The 22,270-nt window shown below is 67.3% G+C and carries 19 protein-coding genes; 12 read left to right on the top strand and 7 right to left on the bottom strand.

Annotated elements, in window-relative coordinates; genetic code table 11:
- Positions 1 to 61: 61 nt before the first annotated feature.
- A complete protein-coding gene (locus JYP50_RS06915) occupies positions 62 to 1,099 on the bottom strand; it encodes an AraC family transcriptional regulator (protein WP_241262881.1) in 1,038 nt (345 codons plus the stop codon).
- Positions 1,100 to 1,218: 119 nt separating this feature from the next.
- Between JYP50_RS06915 and JYP50_RS06910 the strand changes: the two genes are divergently transcribed.
- Positions 1,219 to 2,049, top strand: coding sequence for a hypothetical protein (locus JYP50_RS06910; protein WP_206559749.1), 831 nt, complete (start codon positions 1,219 to 1,221; stop codon positions 2,047 to 2,049).
- Here JYP50_RS06910 and JYP50_RS22110 read toward each other — a convergent pair.
- Together JYP50_RS22110 and JYP50_RS06900 are read right to left on the bottom strand one after the other, a co-directional pair.
- Positions 2,046 to 3,413, bottom strand: a complete 1,368-nt coding sequence (locus tag JYP50_RS22110) for an ATP-binding protein (protein WP_206559748.1) — start codon at positions 3,411 to 3,413, stop codon at positions 2,046 to 2,048. The genes JYP50_RS06910 and JYP50_RS22110 overlap by 4 nt on opposite strands.
- 12 nt (positions 3,414 to 3,425) lie before the next feature.
- Positions 3,426 to 4,103, bottom strand: coding sequence for a response regulator transcription factor (locus JYP50_RS06900; RefSeq protein ID WP_206559747.1), 678 nt, complete (start codon positions 4,101 to 4,103; stop codon positions 3,426 to 3,428).
- Positions 4,104 to 4,205: 102 nt separating this feature from the next.
- Here JYP50_RS06900 and JYP50_RS06895 point away from each other — a divergent pair, with 102 nt between their 5' ends.
- Positions 4,206 to 4,679 (top strand): RDD family protein, encoded by a 474-nt coding sequence (locus tag JYP50_RS06895; protein WP_206559746.1) that lies wholly within the window; start codon positions 4,206 to 4,208, stop codon positions 4,677 to 4,679.
- 10 nt (positions 4,680 to 4,689) lie between these two features.
- Here the strand turns inward: JYP50_RS06895 and lptG are convergent, their stop codons facing one another.
- Positions 4,690 to 5,751 (bottom strand): LPS export ABC transporter permease LptG, encoded by a 1,062-nt coding sequence (gene lptG / locus JYP50_RS06890; RefSeq protein WP_206559745.1) that lies wholly within the window; start codon positions 5,749 to 5,751, stop codon positions 4,690 to 4,692.
- Positions 5,738 to 6,853 (bottom strand): LPS export ABC transporter permease LptF, encoded by a 1,116-nt coding sequence (gene lptF / locus JYP50_RS06885; RefSeq protein ID WP_206559744.1) that lies wholly within the window; start codon positions 6,851 to 6,853, stop codon positions 5,738 to 5,740. The genes lptG and lptF overlap by 14 nt, the downstream gene beginning before the upstream one ends.
- Before the next feature lie 94 nt (positions 6,854 to 6,947).
- On the opposite strand from lptF, the gene JYP50_RS06880 reads away from it, so the two are divergent.
- From JYP50_RS06880 to JYP50_RS22240, 5 genes are all read left to right on the top strand, one after another.
- Complete coding sequence (locus JYP50_RS06880) at positions 6,948 to 8,438, top strand: leucyl aminopeptidase (RefSeq protein WP_206559743.1); 1,491 nt, start codon at positions 6,948 to 6,950, stop codon at positions 8,436 to 8,438.
- Between the two features lie 10 nt (positions 8,439 to 8,448).
- Entirely contained in the window at positions 8,449 to 8,868 is a 420-nt protein-coding gene (locus tag JYP50_RS06875; RefSeq protein ID WP_206559742.1) for a DNA polymerase III subunit chi, read from the top strand.
- Between the two features lie 106 nt (positions 8,869 to 8,974).
- Positions 8,975 to 11,740 (top strand): valine--tRNA ligase, encoded by a 2,766-nt coding sequence (locus tag JYP50_RS06870; RefSeq protein ID WP_206559741.1) that lies wholly within the window; start codon positions 8,975 to 8,977, stop codon positions 11,738 to 11,740.
- Positions 11,741 to 11,900: 160 nt separating this feature from the next.
- Entirely contained in the window at positions 11,901 to 12,113 is a 213-nt protein-coding gene (locus JYP50_RS06865) for a cold-shock protein (protein ID WP_206559740.1), read from the top strand.
- Positions 12,114 to 12,328: 215 nt separating this feature from the next.
- On the top strand, positions 12,329 to 12,760 hold the full coding sequence (locus tag JYP50_RS22240; protein ID WP_206559739.1) for a cold shock domain-containing protein: 432 nt from the start codon (positions 12,329 to 12,331) through the stop codon (positions 12,758 to 12,760).
- A gap of 25 nt (positions 12,761 to 12,785) precedes the next feature.
- Here the strand turns inward: JYP50_RS22240 and JYP50_RS06855 are convergent, their stop codons facing one another.
- Positions 12,786 to 13,433, bottom strand: coding sequence for a TetR/AcrR family transcriptional regulator (locus JYP50_RS06855; protein WP_206559738.1), 648 nt, complete (start codon positions 13,431 to 13,433; stop codon positions 12,786 to 12,788).
- 225 nt (positions 13,434 to 13,658) lie between these two features.
- Here JYP50_RS06855 and JYP50_RS06850 point away from each other — a divergent pair, with 225 nt between their 5' ends.
- Positions 13,659 to 14,279, top strand: a complete 621-nt coding sequence (locus tag JYP50_RS06850; protein ID WP_241262880.1) for a methyltransferase — start codon at positions 13,659 to 13,661, stop codon at positions 14,277 to 14,279.
- On the opposite strand, the gene JYP50_RS06845 is transcribed toward JYP50_RS06850, so the two are convergent.
- Positions 14,263 to 15,507 carry a hypothetical protein gene (locus JYP50_RS06845; RefSeq protein ID WP_206559737.1) on the bottom strand — a complete coding sequence of 415 codons (1,245 nt, stop codon included), beginning with the start codon at positions 15,505 to 15,507 and terminating at the stop codon, positions 14,263 to 14,265. The genes JYP50_RS06850 and JYP50_RS06845 overlap by 17 nt on opposite strands.
- A gap of 167 nt (positions 15,508 to 15,674) precedes the next feature.
- Here JYP50_RS06845 and JYP50_RS06840 point away from each other — a divergent pair, with 167 nt between their 5' ends.
- The 4 genes from JYP50_RS06840 to rapA all read left to right on the top strand — a co-directional run bounded on the left by JYP50_RS06840 (position 15,675) and on the right by rapA (position 22,136).
- The gene (locus tag JYP50_RS06840) at positions 15,675 to 17,153 is read left to right on the top strand and encodes a WS/DGAT/MGAT family O-acyltransferase (RefSeq protein WP_206559736.1); all 1,479 of its coding nucleotides are present in this window, start codon (positions 15,675 to 15,677) and stop codon (positions 17,151 to 17,153) included.
- A gap of 295 nt (positions 17,154 to 17,448) precedes the next feature.
- On the top strand, positions 17,449 to 18,384 hold the full coding sequence (locus JYP50_RS06835; RefSeq protein WP_206559735.1) for a LysR family transcriptional regulator: 936 nt from the start codon (positions 17,449 to 17,451) through the stop codon (positions 18,382 to 18,384).
- Between the two features lie 75 nt (positions 18,385 to 18,459).
- On the top strand, positions 18,460 to 19,269 hold the full coding sequence (locus tag JYP50_RS06830; protein ID WP_206559734.1) for a TatD family hydrolase: 810 nt from the start codon (positions 18,460 to 18,462) through the stop codon (positions 19,267 to 19,269).
- Positions 19,270 to 19,373: 104 nt separating this feature from the next.
- On the top strand, positions 19,374 to 22,136 hold the full coding sequence (gene rapA, locus JYP50_RS06825; protein WP_206559733.1) for an RNA polymerase-associated protein RapA: 2,763 nt from the start codon (positions 19,374 to 19,376) through the stop codon (positions 22,134 to 22,136).
- The last annotated feature ends 134 nt before the right edge of the window (positions 22,137 to 22,270 follow it).

The following is a 22,270-nucleotide window of genomic DNA, read 5'->3' as shown; positions in this document are numbered from 1 at the left end:
AATCTCCGGAAAAAACGCGGCGCGATTATACCGCAGGCGCCGCCCGCGCGGCCAACCGGGCTCACTCGCCGCGGCGGTGGCTGGAGCGGTACTGGCCCGGGGTCTGCCCGGTCCATTTCTTGAACGAGCGGTGAAAGGCGCTGGGGTCGGTAAAACCCAGCTGCAGCGCTACCTCGTTGATCGACAGCTCGGGCCGGCCCAGGTACAGGCGGGCGGCCTCGCAGCGGGCCTCGTCCTTGATCTGCTGGAAGGTGGTGCCCTCGCGCTTCAGGCGTCGCCGGAGGGTGGGCGCCGAGATGCTGAGCGCCCGGCTGATGGCCTCGAAACTGGGGAAACCCTCGCTGAAATCGTGGCCGATCATCGCTTTCACCTGGGTCGACAGGTTGTTGTTGTCCGGGTCCACCTCCATGATCATCAGCTGGTAGGGGGCGGTGCGCAGGAACTCCTCCAGCGAGTGCTCGGTGTGCACCACCGGCCAGGCGAGGCAGTCGCTGTCGAAGTAGAGCAGGTCCGAGGGCTGGCCGAAGTACAGCGGGCAGTGAAACAGCGACTCGTACTTGTCGAGCTGTTGCGGCCGCGCGCCGCGAAAATCCACGCGCTTGAGTTCGATCGGCCGGCCGCACAGCCAGCCGAAAAAGCGGTGCCACATCGACAGCCCGTAGACTTCGGCCACCCCCACCGGCTCGCCGTCGCCCGGCGCCTCGGTGCGATAGCCGACCCGGGTAACGCGCTCGGAGAAATTGGTGTAGAGCTGGCTGCGCTCGTCGAAGAAGGTGCGGTAAAACTCCGACGCGCGCTGGATGGCCTGGCCCAGGGTGTCGCAGGAAATAATGCAATAGCACATCATGCGGAAGGCCCCCGGTGTGGCGAGCCCGTTTTCGGCGACGCCGAAGGTTTCGTCCTGCAACAGGCGCAGGACCTGCTGGTACACCCGCGAGTACTGCATGGCGCTGACCTCGGCACAGTAACCCGGTGCGCGCTCGTCCATCGGGTCGAAGGCCAGGCCGGCGCCGGCGAGGACGGCGGAAAAATCATAGCCGTGGCTGCGCACGAGGCGCAGCAGGGTGCGCACGAAACGCGTGGGTACCCGATCAGTCATCAAGTGGTAGCGGCGAAGTTTCAGGAGGGGCCATACTAGCAGAACAGCCAGCGCGTTGTGACTGGCCCCCATCGCGGTATACTGCGCGGACAATCACCGGCCAACCCGGGGGCGTGATCATGGATGTTCAATACACTGTCTATTTCGCGGGCGAAATACTCCCGGGCCACGACCACGGGGCCGTGCGCGACAGCCTGGGCAAGCTGTTCAAGGCCGGCGACGCCACCCTGGACAAGCTGTTCAGCGGCAAGCCGCAACTGATCAAGCGCCACTGCGACAAGGCCACGGCGCTCAAGTACAAGCAGGCCATGGAGCGGGCCGGGGCCAAGCCGCTGATCAAGCGCAGCGGCGGCGAGCCGGCGGCGGCGAGCGGCGAAACGCCGCAACCGGCACAGCGCCCCATGACCATGGCCGAGCGGGTGGCCGCGGTGGCCGCCGGCGGCGACACGGCGGCGCCGGCGAGCCCCGCGCCACCGCCCGCTTCCACCGCCACGGCCACCGAAAACGAAAACGAAAACGACGGCATCAGCCTGGCGGAAGCCGGCGCGGATGTCTTGCGCGCGGACGAGCGCAGCGCGCCGGCACCGCGGGACATCGACACCGCCGCCCTGTCACTGGCGGCCAGCGGCGAGCGGCTCTCCGAGGAAGGACCGGCGGCGCCCCCGGCGCCGGACACCAGCCACCTCAGCATGGGTGCGGTCGGCGAGCGCATTCCCGGGCTCGCCCGCGCGGCCGCCCCGGCGGCGCCCGACACCAGCGCCATCGGCCTGTCGCCGGCGGGCGGCGATCTCAGCGATTGCGCCCCGCCCCCCGCCGCGCCGCCGGCGCTGGACCTGTCGGCCATCGAACTCGCCCCCGAGGGCAGCGATGTGCTGGAGCCGCGGTACCGGCGCACCTTTGATGAGGCGGCGCCCGACACCTCCCATCTCTCGGTCGACACCCCCAGCTAGGGCAGCTCCACCCGCACCCGCAGCCCCGGCCGGTTGTCGCCGAGACTGACCTCCCCGCGGTGGTGTTGGACGATGGCCTGCACCAGGGCCAGGCCGAGGCCGTGTCCCGGCTCCTTGCCGCGGCTGGCCTCCAGGCGGTAAAAGCGCCGGAATGCGTTTTTGCGGTCGGCCGCGGGAATGCCCGGGCCGCTGTCGCGCACCTCGACCCGGGCCCCGCTGTCGCCGGCGCCCTCCAGGGCCACCGCGATCTCGCCACCGCGGGGTGTGTACTTGATGGCGTTGTCCACCAGGTTGGCGAACAGCTGGAACAGCAGGTCGGAGTCGCCGCGGACCGCGCAGCTCGCGGGTGCCTCCAGGCGCAGCGCGATATCCTTGTCGTTGGCCAGCGGCTCGTACAGCTCGACGACATCGCCCAGTAACACGGCGAGGTCGAGGGCCTGGTCCGCCGTCGCGCGACTGCCCGATTCCAGCGCCGAGATGCGCAACAGGGCGTTGAACGAGGACAGCAGGTCGTCACAATCCTCGATAATGCGGTCCACCGCCTCCTGGCCGCCGGGCTCGAGGTTGGCGCGCAGCTGGTTGAGTTTGTTGCGGATGCGGGTCAGCGGCGTGCGCAAGTCGTGGGCGATATTGTCGGAGACCTGCTTGATGCCCTGCATCAGCATGGACATCTGGTCCAGCATGCTGTTGGTCACCAGCGACAGCTCCCGCAGGTGGCCCTCCTCCCCCTCGACCGGCATGCGCTCGGCCACGTTTTCACGCACGATACGCGACAGGCGATGGCTGAACTCCTCCAGCCGGCGCTGGGCGAAGGAGGCGCTGAAAAAGCCGCCGATGATACCCAGAATCAGGGTCGCGACCATGGCCCGCACCAGGGTGCCGAACACCATGCCGCCGCTCTGCGCCGCATCGGCGAAGTTGTAGGCGACCAGGGCCCGCGTGCCGTCCCCGAAATCCCGCGAGCGGGCGAGAAAGTCCACGTCCGGCGACTTGCCCTCGAACCACAGCGCCCGCTGGAACGCGAGCCAGCCACCCGACAGTTCGCGGTAGCGCGGCACCCGGGGCAGGTCCCCGGCGAGCTTGGCGCCGCGCGCGTCGGTCAACAGGTAGGAAAAATGGGCGCCGGTGGGCGCGCTTTGCTGGTCTCGCAGGTAGCGCTGCACGCCGGGCAGCGACTGGCCGCGGTAGACCACCTCCAGGGTGTCGAGCTCCTCGCGGATGCCGTCCCCCAGCTCGCGAAAGTAACCGTAGCTGAGGTAGGCGAACAGCAGCAGCATGACCGCGAACACCGCGCTCACCAACACGATCACGTAGCGCGCGATAAAGCGGAAGGTGAGGCTGTTGAGAACCTGGAGAACGCGCACCGCGAACAATACTCAGTCGCCGCCCAAGCGGTACCCCGCCCCGCGCACGGTACTCAGCAACTGCGCGTCGAAATCGCGGTCGATCTTCTGCCGCAGGCGCGACACGTGCACGTCGATGACATTGGTCTGGGGATCGAAGTGGTAGCCCCACACATGCTCCAGCAACATCGCCCGGGTCACCACCTGGCCCGCGTGGCGCATTAGGTATTCGAGCAGCTTGTACTCCCGGGGCTGGAGGTTGATGCGCGTGTCGCGGCGGCGCACCTCCTGGCTGAGCAGGTCCATTTCCAAATCGCCCACCTGCAGGCGTGTGGGCGCGTCGCCGGAACTGCCGGCGCGCCGGTGGAGGACTTCCAGGCGCGCCTGCAACTCGGCCATGGAGAAGGGCTTGGTCAGGTAGTCATCGGCGCCGCGGTGCAGGCCCTGCACACGGTCGTCCACCTCGCCCAGGGCGCTCAGCACCAGCACCGGCGTGCTGTCGCCCGCCTCGCGCAGGGCCTGCACGATGGCCAGGCCGTCGAGTTCCGGCAGCATGCGGTCGACCACCAGCACGTCGAAGCCGCCCTCGCGGGCGCGACGCAGGCCGGTTTCGCCGTCGGCCACCAGCGCGCAGTCGTAGCCGGCGGCGTCGAGCTCGCCGGCGATGTACTCGCCGACCGAGCGATCGTCTTCGACTAACAGAACTTTCATGGGTCCTCCGATTGCCGGCGAATGTAGCACGCGCCGCCGGAAGGCCTCAATTTACAATTCGGTAATGCTGCCCCGGCGGCCGGCCGGTGGTAAGATCGCGCCATGCCAAAACCCGCCGCCACCAGTACCGCGCCCGCCACCCGCACCGCCCCCGGCCTGCCCAGGCGCCTGATCGCGATGGTCTACGACACCTTCCTGGTACTGCCGCTGATCATGTTGAACGTCGCCATCGGCATGGGCGTGCACGGCGCGATTCGCGGCAGCGGCGCCGAGCCCCTGCACCCGCAGCTGGTGCAACTGATCGCCCTGCTCACGGCAACCGGTTTTTTCAGCGCTTTCTGGCTCAAGAGCGGCCAGACCCTGGGCATGCAGGCCTGGCGCCTGAAACTCATCGACAGCAACGGCGGCAAGCCCAGCCTGTGGCAGGCGGTGCGCCGCTGCGTGGCCGCGCTGCTGTCCGCCGCCTGCCTGGGAGCGGGCTATTGGTGGTGTCTATTCGATCGCCGCGGGCGCTATTGGCACGACTACCTGTCGGGCACCGAACTGATCCTGGTGGACAAGCCGGCGAAAAAGTGAGGGCGCCGGCCTACTGGGCCCGCCACAGCAGCAAAAAGCCGAAGGCCATGCACAGCAGCACCGGCACCAGCGCCGCGTAGAGCGGCGGAAAGCCGAACACCAGGCTGGCCGGGCCCAGCAGGTCCTGGCTGGTGCGAAACACAATCCCCACGATCACCCCGGCGAAGATGCGAAAGCCCAGGGTGCCATCGCGCAGCGGCCCGAATATGAAGGAGATCGCCACCAGCACCAGGCTGGCCACGGCCAGCGGTTGCAGCAGCTTCTTCCACATGGCCAGCTCGAAGTCGTCGGCGTCCAGCCCCTGCTGGGCGAGATAGCGGCTGTAGCGGTACAGATCCGCCAGCGGCAGCTGCCCCGGGGCCACCACCTCCATGGTCAGCAGCTGCGGCGTGATCGCCGTGTCCCAGCGCAGGTCGGGGTAGCGGGTACGGGTGGTCTGCCAACTGCTGAAGTCGGTTTTCACCGCCCGGCGCATGATCCAGTGATCCCCGGCGAAGTCCGCGCGCTGGGCGCGCAGCGCCGACTGCAGGCGGTAGCGCTCGTCGAACTGCAGCAGGATCACCCCGTGCACCACCCCCTCCGGGTCGAGGGCGTTGAAGTGCAAGAAGGTGTTGCCCTCGCGGTTCCACAGGCCGTGGCGTCCGGCCACGCCCTCGCCGGGGTTCTGCGCGATCGCCCGGCGGCTCTGGGCCAGCTGCTCGGCACGGGGCGCGATGTACTCCCCCAGCAGGAAGGCCAGCAGGGCGATGACCAGGGTGGGTTTCATCACGATCCACACCAGGCGGGCGATGGACATCCCCGCGCCGCGCATCACCACCAGTTCGCTGCTGGAGGCCAGCTGGCCGAGGCCGATCAGGCAGCCGATCATCGCGGCGAAGGGTGCGTACTCGTAGAGGCGGCCGGGAATGGTCAGCAGCACAAAGGCCACCACCTCCCACACGCCGTAGGTTTCCGACATGTCCCCGGCCTCGTCGATAAAGGCGGTGACCGCGTCCAGGCCGACGATGATCGCCAGCACCAGGGCGATGGCGAATACCACGGTGCGGCCGATGTAGTGATCAAGTCCGCGCACGGTTGCGCCTCCAGTAATTGAACCGCTGCGCCAGGTTGCCGCCGTAGAGCATCAGCAGGCCGAGGGCCAGGAACATACCGTGCACACCCCAAAAACCGCCCAGCACCCCCACGTCGCCGTCCTCCACCGCCGAGCGCGCGTTGGCCAGCAGCAACAGGTAGGCGAGATAGAGCGCGAAGGCCGGCGCCATCTTGATATAGCGGCCGCGGCGGTGGTCGGTGCGGCTCATGCACAGGGCGATCAACGCGACAATCGGCACCATCACCGGCAGCGACAGGCGCCAGTGCAGGGCGGCGATGTCCTCGGGGGAGTCGGAGTCGAGCAACTCCCGGGTCGGGCGCCCGTCCACCGGGGCCGCGGTGCGAATACCGCCCGCGGGTTCGGGAATCAGCTCGCCAAAGCGGCTGAAGCGGGTGACGCGGTAATCCAGGCGCCCGGGCATGCCCTCGTAGCGATAGCCATTGCGCAGTTCCAGGTAGCGCGCGCCGGTGTCCGGGTCCATGCGCACCTCGCCCTCCTGGGCCACGGTCACCACCATGCGCGAATTGTCGCCATCGCGGTCGTTGCCCTGTGACAGGAACACCGATTGCATGACCCCGGTGTCGGGGTCGATGGCCTGGGCGTAGCTCACGATATCGCTGCCGCGCCGGGTCTGGAATCGCCCGGCGGCCAGGCTCTGCAGGCCCTGGGAGGAGCTGGGGTCCTGCAACAGGGCCTCGGAGCGGGCGGCGCCCAGGGGCGTCACCACCAGGCTCAACAGGCCCACCAGCAGCGCCACCAGCAGCGCCGACACCATGGTGTAGCCCGCCAGGCGGGCCGGGCTGACCCCGCAGGCGGAGAGCACCACCATTTCGCTCTCCACATAGAGACGGCCGTAGGCCATAAGAATGCCGATAAACAGTCCCAGTGGTATGATGAGTTCGAGGAAACCGGGCAGGCGGTAGAACATCACCGGCAGCAGGATGTCCGCCGCCAGATCGCCAATCGCCGCCTCCGCCAGGTACTTGACGAACCGGCCGCTGAAAATCACCACCAGCAGGACGAAGCTCACCGCCACCATGTGCGTCAGGACGTCCCGTGTAAGGTAGCGCAGGATTTTCATCGGTCAGAAGGTCGGGGTCGTGGGGCGGATCGGTTCAGTTCTGGCGCCCGCCATCATACACTACTGCAGCATGTATCAAACAAGGAAAACCCCAATGTCTTCAATCACATTCACCGCCCGCCAGAGCGCGGACGCCAGCAAAGCGAAAACCCAGTGCGCCGTGGTGCCGGTGTTCGGCAAGACCCTGTCGGCCGCCGCCGGGGATTTCGATGCAGTATCGGGCGGCGCGGTCACCGCGGCGCTGAAGCTCGGCGACTTCGACGGCTCGGCCGGCCAGAGCTGCGTGCTGCCGGGTGCCGGCGGCGCCCAGCGCCTGCTGCTGCTGGGCTTTGGCGAGCAGAAAAAAGTCGACCTGGCGGTGGTGCGCAAGGCCGTGGACGGCCTGTACAACATGCTCAACCGCTGCAAGGCCAAGGACGCCGCCCTCCACCTGGCCGACCTGGCACCCGCCGATAGCGACCTGGCCACCGCGCTGGAACTGCTGGCCCGCCAGCTCACCGCCAGCGCCTACCGCTACACCGAGACGGTCAGCGAGCCGAAGAAGGCCCTGGCGCTGGGCAAGGTCGCGGTCAATCCCGGCAAGGCCCTGACCGCGCGGGCCGCGCAAAAAGCGCTGGATAAAGGCGCGCACACCGGCGCCGGCATCAATATGGCGCGCAACCTGGCCAACCTGCCGGGCAATATCTGCACCCCGACCTACCTCGCCCAGCAGGCCCGCGCCCTGGCCCGTGGCAACGCCAAGATGAGCACCAGCGTGCTCGAAGAGAAAAAAATGCGGGAGCTGGGCATGGGCGCCCTGCTGTCGGTCAGCGCCGGCAGCGACGAACCGGCCAAGCTGATCGTCATGGAGTACAAGGGCGGCAAGGCCGGGGACAAGCCCTACGTCCTGGTGGGCAAGGGCATCACCTTCGACACCGGCGGCATTTCCCTGAAGCCCGGCGCCAAGATGGACGAGATGAAATTCGACATGGGCGGCGCCGCGGCGGTGTTCGGCACGATGCAGGCGGTGCGCGACATGGCGCTGCCGATCAACGTGGTGGGCATCGTGGCCGCCGCCGAGAACATGCCCAGCGGCCGCGCCACCAAACCCGGTGACGTGGTGACCAGCATGGCCGGCAAAACCATCGAAATCCTCAACACCGACGCCGAGGGCCGCCTGGTGCTGTGCGACGCCCTCACCTACGCCGAGCGCTTCAAGCCCCGGGCGGTGATCGATATCGCCACCCTCACCGGCGCCTGCGTGGTCGCCCTGGGCTCCCACGCCTCGGGCCTGTACGCCAACAAGGACCAGCTGGCGGAGCAACTGCTGGCGGCCGGCCAGCAGACCCACGACCGGGTCTGGCGCATGCCCCTGTGGGACGACTACAAGAAGCAGCTGGCGAGCAATTTCGCCGACCTGGGCAATATCGGCGGTCCCGAGGCCGGCAGCGTGACCGCCGCCTGCTTCCTGGCGCACTTCACCGAGAAGTACGACTGGGCGCACCTGGATATCGCCGGCTCCGCCTGGAGCAGCAGCCCCAAGGGCGCCACCGGCCGCCCGGTATCGCTGCTGACCCGCTACCTGGCCGAGCGGGCCGGGGTCTAGGGCCGGCGCCGTGACCCGGGTCGGGTTCTACGTGGTGCAGGCGGCGGGCGAAGCCCAGCGCCTGCGGGTGGCCGCGCGGCTGGCCGACAAGGCCTTCCAGCGCGGCCATCGCGTCTATATCAACGCCGCCAGCGAGGACCAGGCGCGCGAACTGGACGAGCTGCTGTGGAGCTTTCGCCCCGCCAGCTTCCTGCCCCACGCCCTCAACGGCGAGGCCGACAGCGAACTGGTCGCCATCGGCTGGGGCCAGGAGCCCCGGGGCCACGACGACCTGCTGGTCAACCTGCAACTGGAAATACCGCCCTTTTTCAGCCGCTTTCACCGGGTGGCGGAAGTGGTGACCCAGGACGAGCGCAGCCTCGAGGCCCTGCGCCGCTCCTGGCGCTTCTACCGCGAGCGCGGCTACCAGCTGGAAAAACACGACCTCTAGCCCCTTGCGGCCGCGGCGTGTCCCGGCCACAACTGGCAACACCCGCGTCCCAGGGCGTATAATCTCGCTCTTTTTTTCACCACAGACACCTCAGACAGCGACCGCAATGGACAAGACCTTCCAACCCGCCGACATCGAAACCCGCTGGTACCAGGAATGGGAAAGCCGCGGCTACTTCAAGCCGCAGGGCGGCGACAACGCCTACAGCATCATGATCCCGCCGCCCAACGTCACCGGCAGCCTGCACATGGGTCACGGTTTCCAGGAAACCATCATGGACGCGCTGATCCGCTACCACCGGATGCGCGGTGACAACACCCTGTGGCAAGCGGGCACCGACCATGCCGGCATCGCCACCCAGATGATCGTGGAGCGCCAGCTGGAGGCCCAGGGCATCAACCGCCACGAGCTGGGCCGCGACAAGTTCATCGACAAGGTGTGGGAGTGGAAGGAACAGTCCGGCGGCCACATCACCCGCCAGCTGCGCCGCCTGGGCGCCTCCCTGGACTGGTCGCGCGAGCGCTTCACCATGGACGAGGGCCTCAGCGCCGCGGTCCAGGAAGTGTTCATCCGGCTCTACCGGGAGGGGCTGATCTACCGCGGCAAGCGGCTGGTGAACTGGGACCCGGCCCTGCACACCGCGGTGTCCGACCTCGAGGTGCTGTCGGAGGAGGAACAGGGCCACCTGTGGCACTTCAACTACCCCCTGGCCAGCGGCGAGGGCCACCTCACGGTGGCCACCACCCGCCCGGAAACCATGCTCGGCGACACCGCGGTGGCGGTGCACCCCGAGGACGAGCGCTACGCCCACCTGGTGGGCCAGACTATCGCCCTGCCGCTGACCGGCCGCGAAATCCCGATCATCGCCGACGACTATGTCGACCGCGAGTTCGGCACCGGCTGTGTGAAGATCACCCCCGCCCACGACTTCAACGACTACGAGATGGGCAAGCGCCACGGCCTGCCGATGATCAACATCCTCGACGACGACGCGGTCATCAATGACCAGGCCCCCGAGGCCTACCGCGGCCTGGAGCGCTTCGAGGCGCGCAAGCAGGTGGTCGCCGACCTCGAGGCCCTGGGCCTGGTGGACAAGATCGAACCCCACACCCTGAAGGTGCCCCGCGGCGACCGCTCGGGCGTGGTGATCGAACCCTACCTCACCGACCAGTGGTACGTGGACGCCAAGACCCTCGCCGGCCCCGCCATCGAGGCGGTGGAGAAAGGCGATATCCAGTTTGTGCCCAAGCAGTGGGAAAACACCTACCACGCCTGGATGCGCGACATCCAGGACTGGTGCATCAGCCGCCAGCTGTGGTGGGGCCACCGCATTCCGGCCTGGTACGACGAAGCCGGCACGGTCTATGTGGGCGACAGCGAGGCCGCGGTGCGCGCCGAGCACGGGCTGGCGGACGACGTTGTCCTGCGCCAGGACGAGGACGTCCTGGACACCTGGTTCAGCTCCGCCCTGTGGACCTTCTCCACCCTGGGCTGGCCCGAGCAGACCGAGGAACTCGCCACCTTCCACCCCAGCTCGGTGCTGGTGACCGGCTTTGACATCATTTTCTTCTGGGTCGCCCGGATGATCATGATGACCCTGCATTTCCGCGACGAGGTGCCCTTCCACACGGTATACGTGCACGGCCTGGTGCGCGACGCGGAAGGCCAGAAGATGTCCAAGTCCAAGGGCAACGTACTCGACCCGATCGACCTGATTGACGGCATCGACCTGGAAGCGCTGGTGAGCAAGCGCACCACGGGCATGATGCAGCCGCAACTGGCGGCGAAGATCGAGAAGGCCACCCGCCAGCAGTTCCCGGAAGGCATCGCCGCCTACGGCACCGACGCCCTGCGCTTCACCTATTACTCGCTGGCCTCCACCGGCCGCGACATCCGCTTCGACATCGGCCGCATCGAGGGCTTCCGCAACTTCTGCAACAAGATCTGGAACGCCGCGCGCTATGTGATGATGAACTGCGAGAACGAGGACTGCGGCGCCGACGGCGCCGAGGTCGAGCTCAGCCTCGCCGACCGCTGGATCATCGGCGAGCTGCAACGCACCGAGGCGGCGGTGGCGCGCGCGGTGGAGCACTACCGCTTCGACCACGCCTCCCAGGCGCTCTATGAATTCATCTGGAACGAGTACTGCGACTGGTACCTGGAGCTGTCCAAGCCGGTGCTGTGGGACGACAAGGCCAGCGCCGCCGCCAAGCGCGGCACCCGGCGCACCCTGATCCGCGTGCTGGAAACCTCGCTGCGCCTGCTGCATCCCTTTATGCCGTTTATTACCGAGGAAATCTGGCAGTCGGTGGCCCCGCTGGCCGGTAAATCCGGGCCCACCATCATGCTCCAGCCCTACCCGGTGAGCGACGACAAAGGCGTGGACAGCGCCGTAAACGCAGATATAGAATGGCTCAAAGGCGTTATCGTGGGTGTGCGCAATATCCGCGGCGAGATGAATATCCCGCCAGGCAAGGCCCTCACGGTACTGTTCAGGAACGGCGGCGAAAGCGATAAAAACCGACTGGAACAGAACGCCGCATCCTTGAAAAAGCTGGCCAAGCTGGAAGACATTCGCTGGCTGGCCGATGGCGAAGAGCCGCCGGTGGCGGCCACTGCGCTGGTGGGGGACCTGGAAATTCTGGTGCCCATGGCCGACCTGATCGACAGGGACGCCGAACTGAAGCGCCTCGCCCGTGAAATTGACAAGCTGGAGAAAGACCTGTCACGCATCGAAGGCAAGCTGCAGAACCCGTCCTTCGTTGACAAGGCGCCGGAAGCCGTGGTGGCGAAAGAGCGCGATAAGTTACAGGCCCAGCAACAGGCGCTGGTCAAGCTGCGTGAGCAGGAGCAACGCATAGCTGAGATGTAGCAGTAACAGCTCAGGATGTAGCGCAGCGATTGGCGCGGGCTGAAACGGGCGCGGAGGTACGCGCCTGGGGAAAGAGCCTCGGTAAGATGGTTTTAGCACCGGGTCGCCTCACGGCGGCCCGGGATAATAAAAAGTGAAGGGTAAAACCGAGGAAAGCGGTATGAGTGATCGTGTCCATGGCACAGTTAAATGGTTCAACAATGCCAAGGGGTTTGGCTTTATTACCCGAGAGGAAGGCGACGATGACGTATTCGTCCACTTCCGCTCCATCCAGGGCGACGGCTACCGCACCCTCAACGAGGGGCAGGCGGTGGAATTCAAACTCGTCGAAGGGCCCAAGGGCCTGCAGGCCGAGGATGTATTGAAGCTGTAACGGCCAGCCACCCACTTCGGGAGGTGGCGCGGCGAACACCTCCCGGCGCCCCAGCGGCGCCATCCACCCGCTGCACACTCCGCCCTTCCAGTATCGGCAAGGGCTGCTGTTGCCGGTAAATCCGGCCACGCAGCCATCGCCGCGCAAGGGCATTGCAAGCGCGCCGCCGGGCCCTGGCGGCGCAGACAACAAACGACTGTTTAAAGAGGATTAGCATGAACCTGACGGGAAAGCTTGTTACCAGCCTGGTTATCGCGGCCGTAGCTTCCACCATCGCCACGCTACTGCAGGGAGGCGCCATCCCCGACATCCCGCTCGTCATCTGTTTCGCCGTTGCCACCCTGGCCACCGCCCTGCTCGTTTCCCCGCCGACCCGCGCGAGCGCCGCGGCGCCCTCGCCCGCCGCGTCGCGCCCGTCCAATAAAGGCGAAAGCGAAAGCGGGCGCGCACAGGGCAAGGTCAAATGGTTCAATGTTTCCAAGGGCTTTGGCTTTATCGTCAAGGACGACGGCGACGAGATCTTCGTCCACTTCCGCTCCATTCGCGGCGACGGGCGCCGCAGCCTGCGCGACGGGCAGCGGGTCGCCTTCGACGTGGCCAACAGTACCAAGGGACCCCAGGCGGAGGATGTGGTGGTGCTGGACTAGCGCCCCGCACACACCGCCACCCGGCTCAATTGCGCGCCAGAATGTCCGCCCAATACAGCGAAATCATGTGCGCGCCCTGGCGCAGGATATTTTCCGGCGACAGGGTGTCGTCGCCCAGGGCCATTTCCACCATGCTGTAGAAGGCGTCCACGGTCATCCGCGCCTGCATCAGCATGACTTCGTCCGTGGGCCGCTGCAGCGCCTCCCCCACCATCCCGGCAAACTGCGCGGCCACCGCGCGGTGCGACTGCAAGCGCAGTTCCTGCAGGGGCTGCACGGCGCGCAGGGCCTGGGTGATTTCGTGGCCGCCGACCCGGTCGCGGGTATCCTCGTAGGTGAGCTTCAGCAGCTCATAGATGTTGTCGAGCAGCGCGGGGGCGCCGCCGGCCCGCAGGTGGCACTCGTACCACTGTTCGAAAATGGCGTTCTGGCGCTCCATCAACACCGCGCCCAGGGCGTAAAGGACAGCGTATTTATTGGGAAAATAGCGGTACAGGGCCGGCACCGTAATGCCGGCGCGCTCGGCAATCAGATTGGTGGAGATGCGCTCCACCCCAACCTCCACCAGCAACTCGGCGGCTGCCTGGAGAATATTCTCGTAGGTGCGTTTAGCCCGCTCCTGACGCGGGCGGTTTTTTTCCAGAAGCTCAACTTCAGGCCGGGTCTTGGTCATACACGGACTCCCCCATGCAATCCCGACAACGCTATCTGGGTGCCACACAATTGTTACAGAATTATGACAGGCACAAAAAAGACACGCCGGGACCTTCCCTATTCAACCTGCCCGATTGCTCCCCCTCCGGCGCGCGGCAGACACTGTATAATTGGAATTGTTAGACTTCAAAATGCCACAATGCTACTAACAACTCTAGAACATTTTTGACGGAAGGGACCAAATTTGAGCCGAACGAAACCGGTCGCGCGTAAATTTCGCGGCGTCACCATACCCACTGCCAGCCATCCGGCGATCCGCCGCGTCAAACGCCAGGGCACGTCCCCTTCCATTCACGGCACCAAACCGTGGAAATCCAGCGCCCTGCTGATCGACTACCTGAAGAAGCACCCGCCCGCCCACGCCGGGCGCGTCATCGACGTGGGCTGTGGCTGGGGGGTCGCCGGCATCTGGTGCGCCAAAAAACTGCGGTCGGAGGTGACCTCGGTGGACGCCGACCCGGATGTCTTTCCCTTCCTGGATGAAGTGGCCGCCATGAACCAGGTGCGGACCTCCCACCTGGTCAAGCGCTTTGAACAGCTCACGGTCAAGAAGCTGGCGCGCTACGACATGCTGATCGCCGCGGACATCTGCTTCTGGGACGAACTGGTCAAGCCGGTCACCAACATGGTCAATCGCGCGGTCAAGGCCGGGGTGAAGCACATCTACATCGCCGACCCGGAGCGCTCCACCTTCCTGGAAATGGCCGAGCGCTGTGTCGACAAGCACTGCGGCGAATTGATCGACTGGCGCACCCGCGGCACGATCGAGACCCGGGGCGCCCTGCTGACTATCGAGAACGCCTGAGCGGCAACCACGCGTAGCTCCGCTCAACGGCGGGGCTCGACACCGGCTCCCCCGACTCGAACCGGGGTCGGAAACGCACCTCGCGCAGCGCCCGGCGCAGGCGGCTCGCCGCCGACACCTGCGCTTCCGGCACCGTGTCGATGCCCAGTTCGCGCACGCGCCCCCGGGCGCTCACCGTGAACCGCGCCCGCACCACGGCCTCCGCGGCCTGCCCGGGAGCGGGGGCCTGCCAGAAGGCGCCGTTGTCCGGCAGCTCCACCGGCGCGCCGAACCACTGTTGCAGCGTTTCGCCCTCTCCCGCCGCCGCCAGTTCCGCCGCCAGCTGGCGATAGATCTCCGCCGCGTCGCGGGTGGCCCCGTGCCACTGGTACCAGTCGGCGAGGGCGAGCCGGGCGTCGCGCCCGAGGGCGCTGCCGGCGGCCTGGCTGCCGGCGAAGTCCTGCAATAACTGCGCGCCGCGCATCATGCCGCCGCGCCGCAGGTTGTCCAGGCGCCGGCGCTCCGCCTCCAGGGCGTCCATGTCGCGGCCCGGGGTGTAGAAGGCCCCGGCGGACATCGCGCCCGGCCGGTACCCCGGCTCGGGAATACTCGACTGCAGCAGGTAGAGGTTGCGCAACTGGCTCTGCACCAGCAGCCAGCGCCGCGCTGGCGGCAGCGCCTCCGGGCCGGCGGCGGCATCCGCGTCCAGCAGGTCTTCGTTCAAATCCACCAGCGCCTGCAGGCGCCGCTGGTCGCCGCCGAGACCGCTGCGCAGCGCTTCGCGCTGCCAGCGCAGGTAGTCGAGGGTCGCATGCCAGTTGTCCTCCCCCGCGAGCGGCTGCCCGCTCGCGGCGAGGAAATACAAGTAGGCCTGGCGGTCGTCCAGCCGCGCCAGGTCGCCCGCGGCCCGCGACAGTGCGATCTGGTCGCGCAGCAGGGACACCTGCCGCTCGCTGCGCAGGCCCTCGTTGATCCGCAGGATGTGCAGGGCCCGGTCCAACTGCCGACCCGCCTCGGCCAGCTCCCCCCGCGCCCAGTGCCAGCGCGCCAGGTCGCGCAGGGGCTCCTCGAGTCCGGCCTGGTAGGGGCCGCCCGCCAGCTGCGCGTCCTCGATCGCCGCCGCGTAGGCCTCGCGGCCGGCGCCGGCGGGCGCCGCCGGCGGGCGCGGCACCTCGGGCGTGCCGTCGGGCCAGGTTTGTTCCGCGCGCACCAGGCGCGCGCCGTAGGCCGCCGCCGTGTCGATGGCCATCGCCGGCGCCGCGCACAGCAACAACAGGCCGGCCGACAGCCGGCGGACGCGGCGCTTCGATTTCAGGACCCGCGGGAATTCAAGCTTTGTCGCAAACAGAGGAGTCTCTCCCGGTAAGTCGGTGTTAAGCTGTGCAGGGACACGTTAACCAGCGGGGTGCGAAGGCGATGAAACAACTCGGCGTACTGGATGCCGCGTTCATCAACCTGGAACAAGCCAACACGCCACAGCACATCGGCGGCCTGGGACTCTACGATCCCTCAACGGCGCCCGGCGGCCAGGTGCGCTTCAAGCAGGTCATCGCCACCTTCGAGCGCCGCCTGCGTCTCAACCCGCTGTTCCGCACGCGCCTGGTCAAGGTACCGGGCGGCATCGACCGGCCCTACTGGGTAAAGGACGCCAATTTCGACGTGGAGTTCCACCTGCGCCACATCGCCCTGCCCCAACCCGGCGACTGGCGGCAACTGTGCATCCAGGTGGCCCGCCTGCACGCGCGGCCGCTGGACATGAACCGGCCGCTGTGGGAAGTCTACGTGATCGAGGGGCTGGACAATATCCCCAACCTGCCCGCCGGCTGCTTCGCCATCTACACCAAGCTGCACCACGCCCTGGTGGACGGCGCCGGCGGCTCCGACGTACTGGCGCTGACCCACGACCGCGAACCGAACCCGCCGCAGGAGGTGCGCAGCGAACAGCCCCTGCTGTCGGACACCCCGCCGACGGTGCCCGAGCTGCTCAGCAAGGCCACCGTAAACGGCCTGCGCAACAGCCTGGGCTTTAGCCGCGCGGCGCTGGTCAACGGCGCCTCGCTGGCGCGTTACGGCGCCGGCCTGCTGCGCGGCAAGGTTCCGCTGCCGGAGCTGAGCGCGCCGCGCACCCGCTTCAACGGCCCGGTGGGCCCGCACCGGGTATTCGAGGCGGCGGAATTCCCGCTGCAGGAGTTCAAGCGCATCAAGGACTTCGCCGGCGTCAAGGTCAACGACGTGGCGATGGCGGTGATCGCCGGCGCGATGCGGCAGTACCTGGAGCAAAAGGGGGAGCTGCCCGAGGGCTCGCTGACCGCGACCCTGCCGCTGAACATGCGCACCCGCCGGGGCGGCAGCGACGACCACAACCAGGTGGGGGCGGTTTTCACCAGCCTGCACAGCGACACCCCCGACCCGCTGGAACGGCTGGCGGCCATCGGCGCCTCGACCCGCAACGCCAAGACCTGGGGCGAGCAGACCCCGCTGGTGGATATCATCCGGCTGGCCGGGGCGGTGTCGCCGGTGATCGCCGAATCCGCCGCGGGCCTGTGGTCGCATTACGAACTCTCGCGCTACCTGCCCGCCAACGTGTCGACGGTGATCTCCAACGTCGCCGGGCCGCCCTTCCCCCTGTACTGCGCGGGCGCGCAAATGGTGGACTACTACGGCCTGGGGGTTCTCACCCCGGGCGTCGGCATCTTTCACCTGGTGTTCAGCTACGCCGACAAGGTCACCCTGTCGGTGCTCGCCGACCGGGAGATCCTGCCCGATCCGCAGCTGTACCGGCAGTGCCTGGAGCGCACCTTCGACGAACTGTCGCGCGGCGCGCGCCCGGCGCGCAAAACCCGCGCGCGGCGCAAGGCGTCACCGGCAAGGCGCAAGACCCGGGCGCGGGCTTAAAAAGCACATTCATCGCTCCCGATGCGTCGGACCGGGGCATCCTGCCCTCCCACGATATACAGCCGTACGCGGCCCGGCCCATCCATGGGCATAAAAAAACCCGCCATAAGGCGGGTTTAAAAGGTAACTCGGTTAGACCTGGATGGGAGTCCCATCGGCGCAGCCCTCGCCGCGCCGGCGCTGCGGCCGCACGGACCGAACGCTACATCCTGAGTTGCTACCAGAATAGACCGCCCTCTGATATATTTCTAATGTATTATTTTTATGCTCCCCATGAATTTGGTTCATATTGACCATGGACAGCCGCCAACTCCACAAAATTGACCTCAACCTGCTGGTGGCCCTGCAGGCGCTGCTGGAGGAACGCAACGTGTCGCGGGCGGCCCAGCGCCTGCACATCACCCAGCCGGCGATGAGCAAGACCCTGTCGCGCCTGCGGGAGCTGTTCGGCGACACCCTGTTCACGCGCAGCAACCGGGGCATGCAGCCCACGCCCCGGGCGCGGGAGCTGGAGCAGGCCCTGCCGGCGATCCTGGCGGACATCGGGCGGCTGGTGAGCGGCTCGGACTTCGACCCCTGGGCCTATACCGGCGAGGTGGTGCTGGCGCTGTCGGAGTACGTGGGCATGGCGCTGCTGCCGCCGCTGATCCAGCGCCTGCACGAGCAGGCCCCGCGGCTGTCGATCCGCACCATTACCCGGGTCGAGAACCAGCTGGAGCAGCTGGCCGCGGGCAACCTCGACTTCGCCATCCATATCGCCCAGGCCCATTACGCCGACGAATTCCAGGTGCACGCGATCGGCGGTTCGCCCCCCGCCGTGCTGGTGCGGCGCGACCACCCGCTGACCCACGGCGAGGTGACCTGGGAGCGCCTGGCCAACTACCCGGTGATCCGCGTGTACATCTCCGACCTCGACCAGGCCGAACTGGTGCGCAGCTCGGACACCTTCAACCGGGTGCGCCATCCCCAGCAGGGCTCGCTGGAGACCTCGCACCTGATGACCGCCCTGGAAGTGCTGCGCAACACCGATTACTTCCTGCCCGGCCCGGCGTATATGCTGCGCAACGAGGCGGCGGCCGAGGGCATCGTGGCGCTGCCGATGCCCGAGGACGGCGACTACAGCATGGAGTACATGCTGGTGATGCACGAGCGCTGCGCCGGCTCGCCGCTGCACCAGTGGCTGTGGCGGCAGATCATCGCCACCCTGGAGAGCCTGGAACGGGCCGCCTGATCGCCCCTTCCCCCGCGGCCGCCACTGCCCTATCCTATTCGGCCGCTCGCCAACCACAGCACCGACACCGCCCCTATGAGCACAAAACGCCGCGACATCCCCCGCTTCCAGACCCCGCTGATCGAGACCCACTGCCACCTCGACTACCTGGACCAGGAACACCTGCAGCAGACCCTGGCCCGCGCCCGGGAAGTGGGCGTGGAGCGCATCATCACCATCGCCGTGGCGCCGGGCAACCTCGACAAGGTCTGGCAACTCGCCGGCGCCGAGGATGACGTGTGGGGCACCCAGGGCATCCACCCCCACGAGGCCGAGGGCTACGACGACAGCGTGGCCCAGACCATTCGCGCCCGGGCCGCGGACCCGCGCATCGTCGCCGTGGGCGAGATTGGCCTGGACTACTTCTACGACCACGCCGACCGCGCGGTGCAGCGGCGGGTGTTCGACGCGCAGCTGGCGCTGGCGGACGAGCTGGAACTGCCGGTGGTGATCCACACCCGCGAGGCCGACGACGATACCCGCGCCATCCTCGCCAACTACAGCGGCTCGCTGCGCCGCCGCGGCGTCATCCACAGCTTTACCTCGAGCCTGGAGCTGGCACAGTACTGCCTGGCGGAGGGCTTTATGCTCGGCTTCAACGGCATCGCCACCTTCAACCGCGCCGACAACGTGCGCGAGGTGGTGGCGGCCACCCCGGTGGAGCAACTGCTGCTGGAGACCGACTCCCCCTACCTCACCCCGGTGCCCTACCGCGGCAAACCCAACGCCCCCTACTACCTGCCCTTCGTGGCGGAGAAGGTCGCCGAGGTCAAAGGGCTGCCGGTGGAGGAGCTGCTGGCGCAGGCCCGGCGCAACAGCCTGGCCCTGTTTTTCGATAGCCCCTGAGCCCCATCCTCGCTTTGCGCTGACAAAGCAACGGAATTCGGTGGTACACTACGCGCCCTTTTTTCGGGCCCACGCCCGCCAACCGCAGGCGATACAGGGAGACTATGGAGTATATCGTAGGACAGCGCTGGGTAAGTCATGCCGACGCCCAGCTGGGTTTGGGCGTGGTGGTGGAAGTGGAACCGCGCCGGGTCACGGTCAACTTTCCCGCGGTGGGCGAGGAACGGACCTACGCCACCGACGGCGCGCCCCTCACCCGCCTGCGCTTCCAGGAAGGCGACCATATCTCCACCACCAACGGCGTCGAGCTGATTGTTACCAGTATCGAGGAACGCCAGGGCCTGCTGCTCTACACCGGCACCGACCACCACGAGGCGACGCTGACAGTATCGGAGCTGGAGCTGGACGCCTACGTACAGCTCACCACCCCGCAACAGCGCCTGCTCAACGGCCACTTCGACAAGAACGGCGACTTCGCCCTGCGGGTGGCCACCTTCGAACACCTCGACCGCCAGCAGCGCTCGCCGGTGCGGGGCCTGATGGGCTCGCGCACCAGCCTGCTGCCGCACCAGGTGTATATCGCCCACGAAGTGGGCCAGCGCTTCGCGCCGCGGGTACTGCTCGCGGACGAGGTGGGCCTGGGCAAGACCATTGAAGCCGGCATGATCATGCACCAGCAGCTGCTGTGCGGCCGCGCCAACCGCTTGCTGGTGATGGTGCCGGAGCCCCTGCTGCACCAGTGGCTGGTGGAGATGCTGCGCCGCTTCAACCTGCACTTCGCGCTGTTCGACGAGGAGCGCCTCGCCCAGCCGAGCGACGGCAACCCCTTCGACAGCGAGCAGCTGGTGCTGTGCAGCCCGCAGCTGTTCCTGGACCAGCCCGAACGCCAGCAGCAACTGCTGGACGCCGGCTGGGACCTGGTGGTGGTGGACGAAGCCCACCACCTGCACTGGAGCGAGGAGGAATCCGGCGCGGACTACCGCCTGGTGGAAACCCTCGCCAGCCGCTGCCCGGGGCTGTTGCTGCTGACCGCCACCCCCGAGCAACTCGGCCAGGCCAGCCACTTCGCCCGCCTGCGCCTGCTCGACCCCTCGCGCTTCCACTCGCTGGAACAGTTTATCGAGGAAGAGAAGGAATACCGCCGCTGGAGCGACATGGCCCGGCAACTGGAGGCCGGCGAAGTCCCCGCCGACCTGCCCGCGGGACTCGACGCGGCCACGCCGCCGCCCCAGCTGATCGACCAGATTCTCGACCGCCACGGCACCGGCCGCGTGTTGTTCCGCAACACCCGCGCCGCGGTGAGCGGCTTCCCCCAGCGCCACCTGCACCGGCACCCGCTGCCCTACCCCGAGGAATACGCCCTGGCGAGCCTCGACCTGGAGTCGGGCCTGCACCCGGAGCGGCCCTACCACGACGACAGCTGGGTGGCCTTCGACCCCCGGGTGGAGTGGCTGGAGAAGTTCCTCAAGCAGTTGCGGCCGGCCAAGGCCCTGGTGATCTGCGCCCACGCCGACACCGCCGTGGCCCTGGAACACCACCTGCACCTGCGCGCGGGCATCCGCTCGGCGGCCTTCTACGAGGGCCTGTCCATCGTCGAGCGCGACCGCGCCGCCGCCTACTTCGCCGACGAAATCAACGGCGCCCAGACCCTGGTGTGTTCGGAGATCGGCTCCGAGGGCCGCAACTTCCAGTTCGCCCACCACCTGATCCTGTTCGACCTGCCGCTCAACCCCGACCTGCTCGAGCAGCGCATCGGCCGCCTCGACCGCATCGGCCAGCAGCACGACGTGCAGATTCACGTGCCCTACCTCGAGGGTAGCGCCCAGCACAGCCTGCTGGACTGGTACGAGCGCGGCCTGGACGCCTTCAGCGAAAGCTGCTCCGCCGGCCACATGATCTTCCAGCGCTTTGCCGAGCGCCTGCTGCCGCAGCTGGAAAAGCGCACAGATGACTTCGAGCAGCTGCTGGCCGACACCGCCGACTTCACCGTGGAAACCCGCCGCGAACTGCGCGAGGGCCGCGACCGCCTGCTGGAACTCAACTCCTGCAAGCCCGAACAGGCGCAACAACTGATCGACGGCATTCGCGAGCGCGAGGCCAGCGACCAGCTACTGAACTACCTGGAGGCCCTGTGCGAGGCCTTCGGCGTGGACAGCGAATTCCACTCGGAAGGCGCCCTCATCCTGCGCCCCACCGAGCAGATGCTCACCGGCCACTTCCCCTACCTGCGCGACGAGGGCACCACCGTCACCTTCGACCGCGACAAGGGCCTGGCCCGGGAAGACATGGCCTTCCTCACCTGGGAACACCCCATGCTGGTGGAGGCCATGGACATGGTCCACTCCACCGAACTCGGCAACGCCGCCATCGGCACCATCAAGCTCAAGGGCATCCCCCCGGGCACCATGATGCTCGAATGCCTGTTCACCGTGAACTGCGTGGCGCCGCGGGAACTGCAAGTGGAGCGCTTCCTGCCGCTCTCCCCCATGCGCCTGCTCGTCGACGCCCGCGGCAAGGACCTCGCCCACCTCGTGCCCCACGCGCGCCTCAACGAACTGGTGGAGCGGGTCAAAAAACCCGTGGCCCTGGCCATCATCAAGCAGGTGCAAACCGACGTCGACGCCAAAATGGCCCTGGCCACATCTCAAGCCGAAGCCCGCCTGGCCGATATCCTCACCGAGGCCGAAGCCGAAATGCGCAGCGCCCTGGGCGCCGAGCGCGAACGGCTGGCGGCATTGCGGGAAGTGAACCCCGCGATTCGGCAGGAGGAGTTGGATCACCTGGACTACCGGATTGAGGAATGTGCGGTGCATATTCGGCATGCGGGGTTGCAGTTGCAGGCGCTGAGGTTGATTCTTACTACCTGAGGCGCTCTTGGCCCAGTCCCTGTGTTTTGATTGACGCAGGGGCTTTTAGATACATGCATCGCGACACCTGTAACGTTCGTATCAGGTCCCAGGTACCGCATGCTCCTGGTGCCGGAGCCGGTCACTTCCCTCCC

Origin of the sequence: Parahaliea mediterranea, assembly GCF_017255185.1 — a bacterium.
Classification (GTDB): domain Bacteria; phylum Pseudomonadota; class Gammaproteobacteria; order Pseudomonadales; family Halieaceae; genus JAFKCZ01.
Note: the sequence above shows the minus strand (reverse complement) of the source record. Positions and strands in the feature narration are given on the sequence as shown.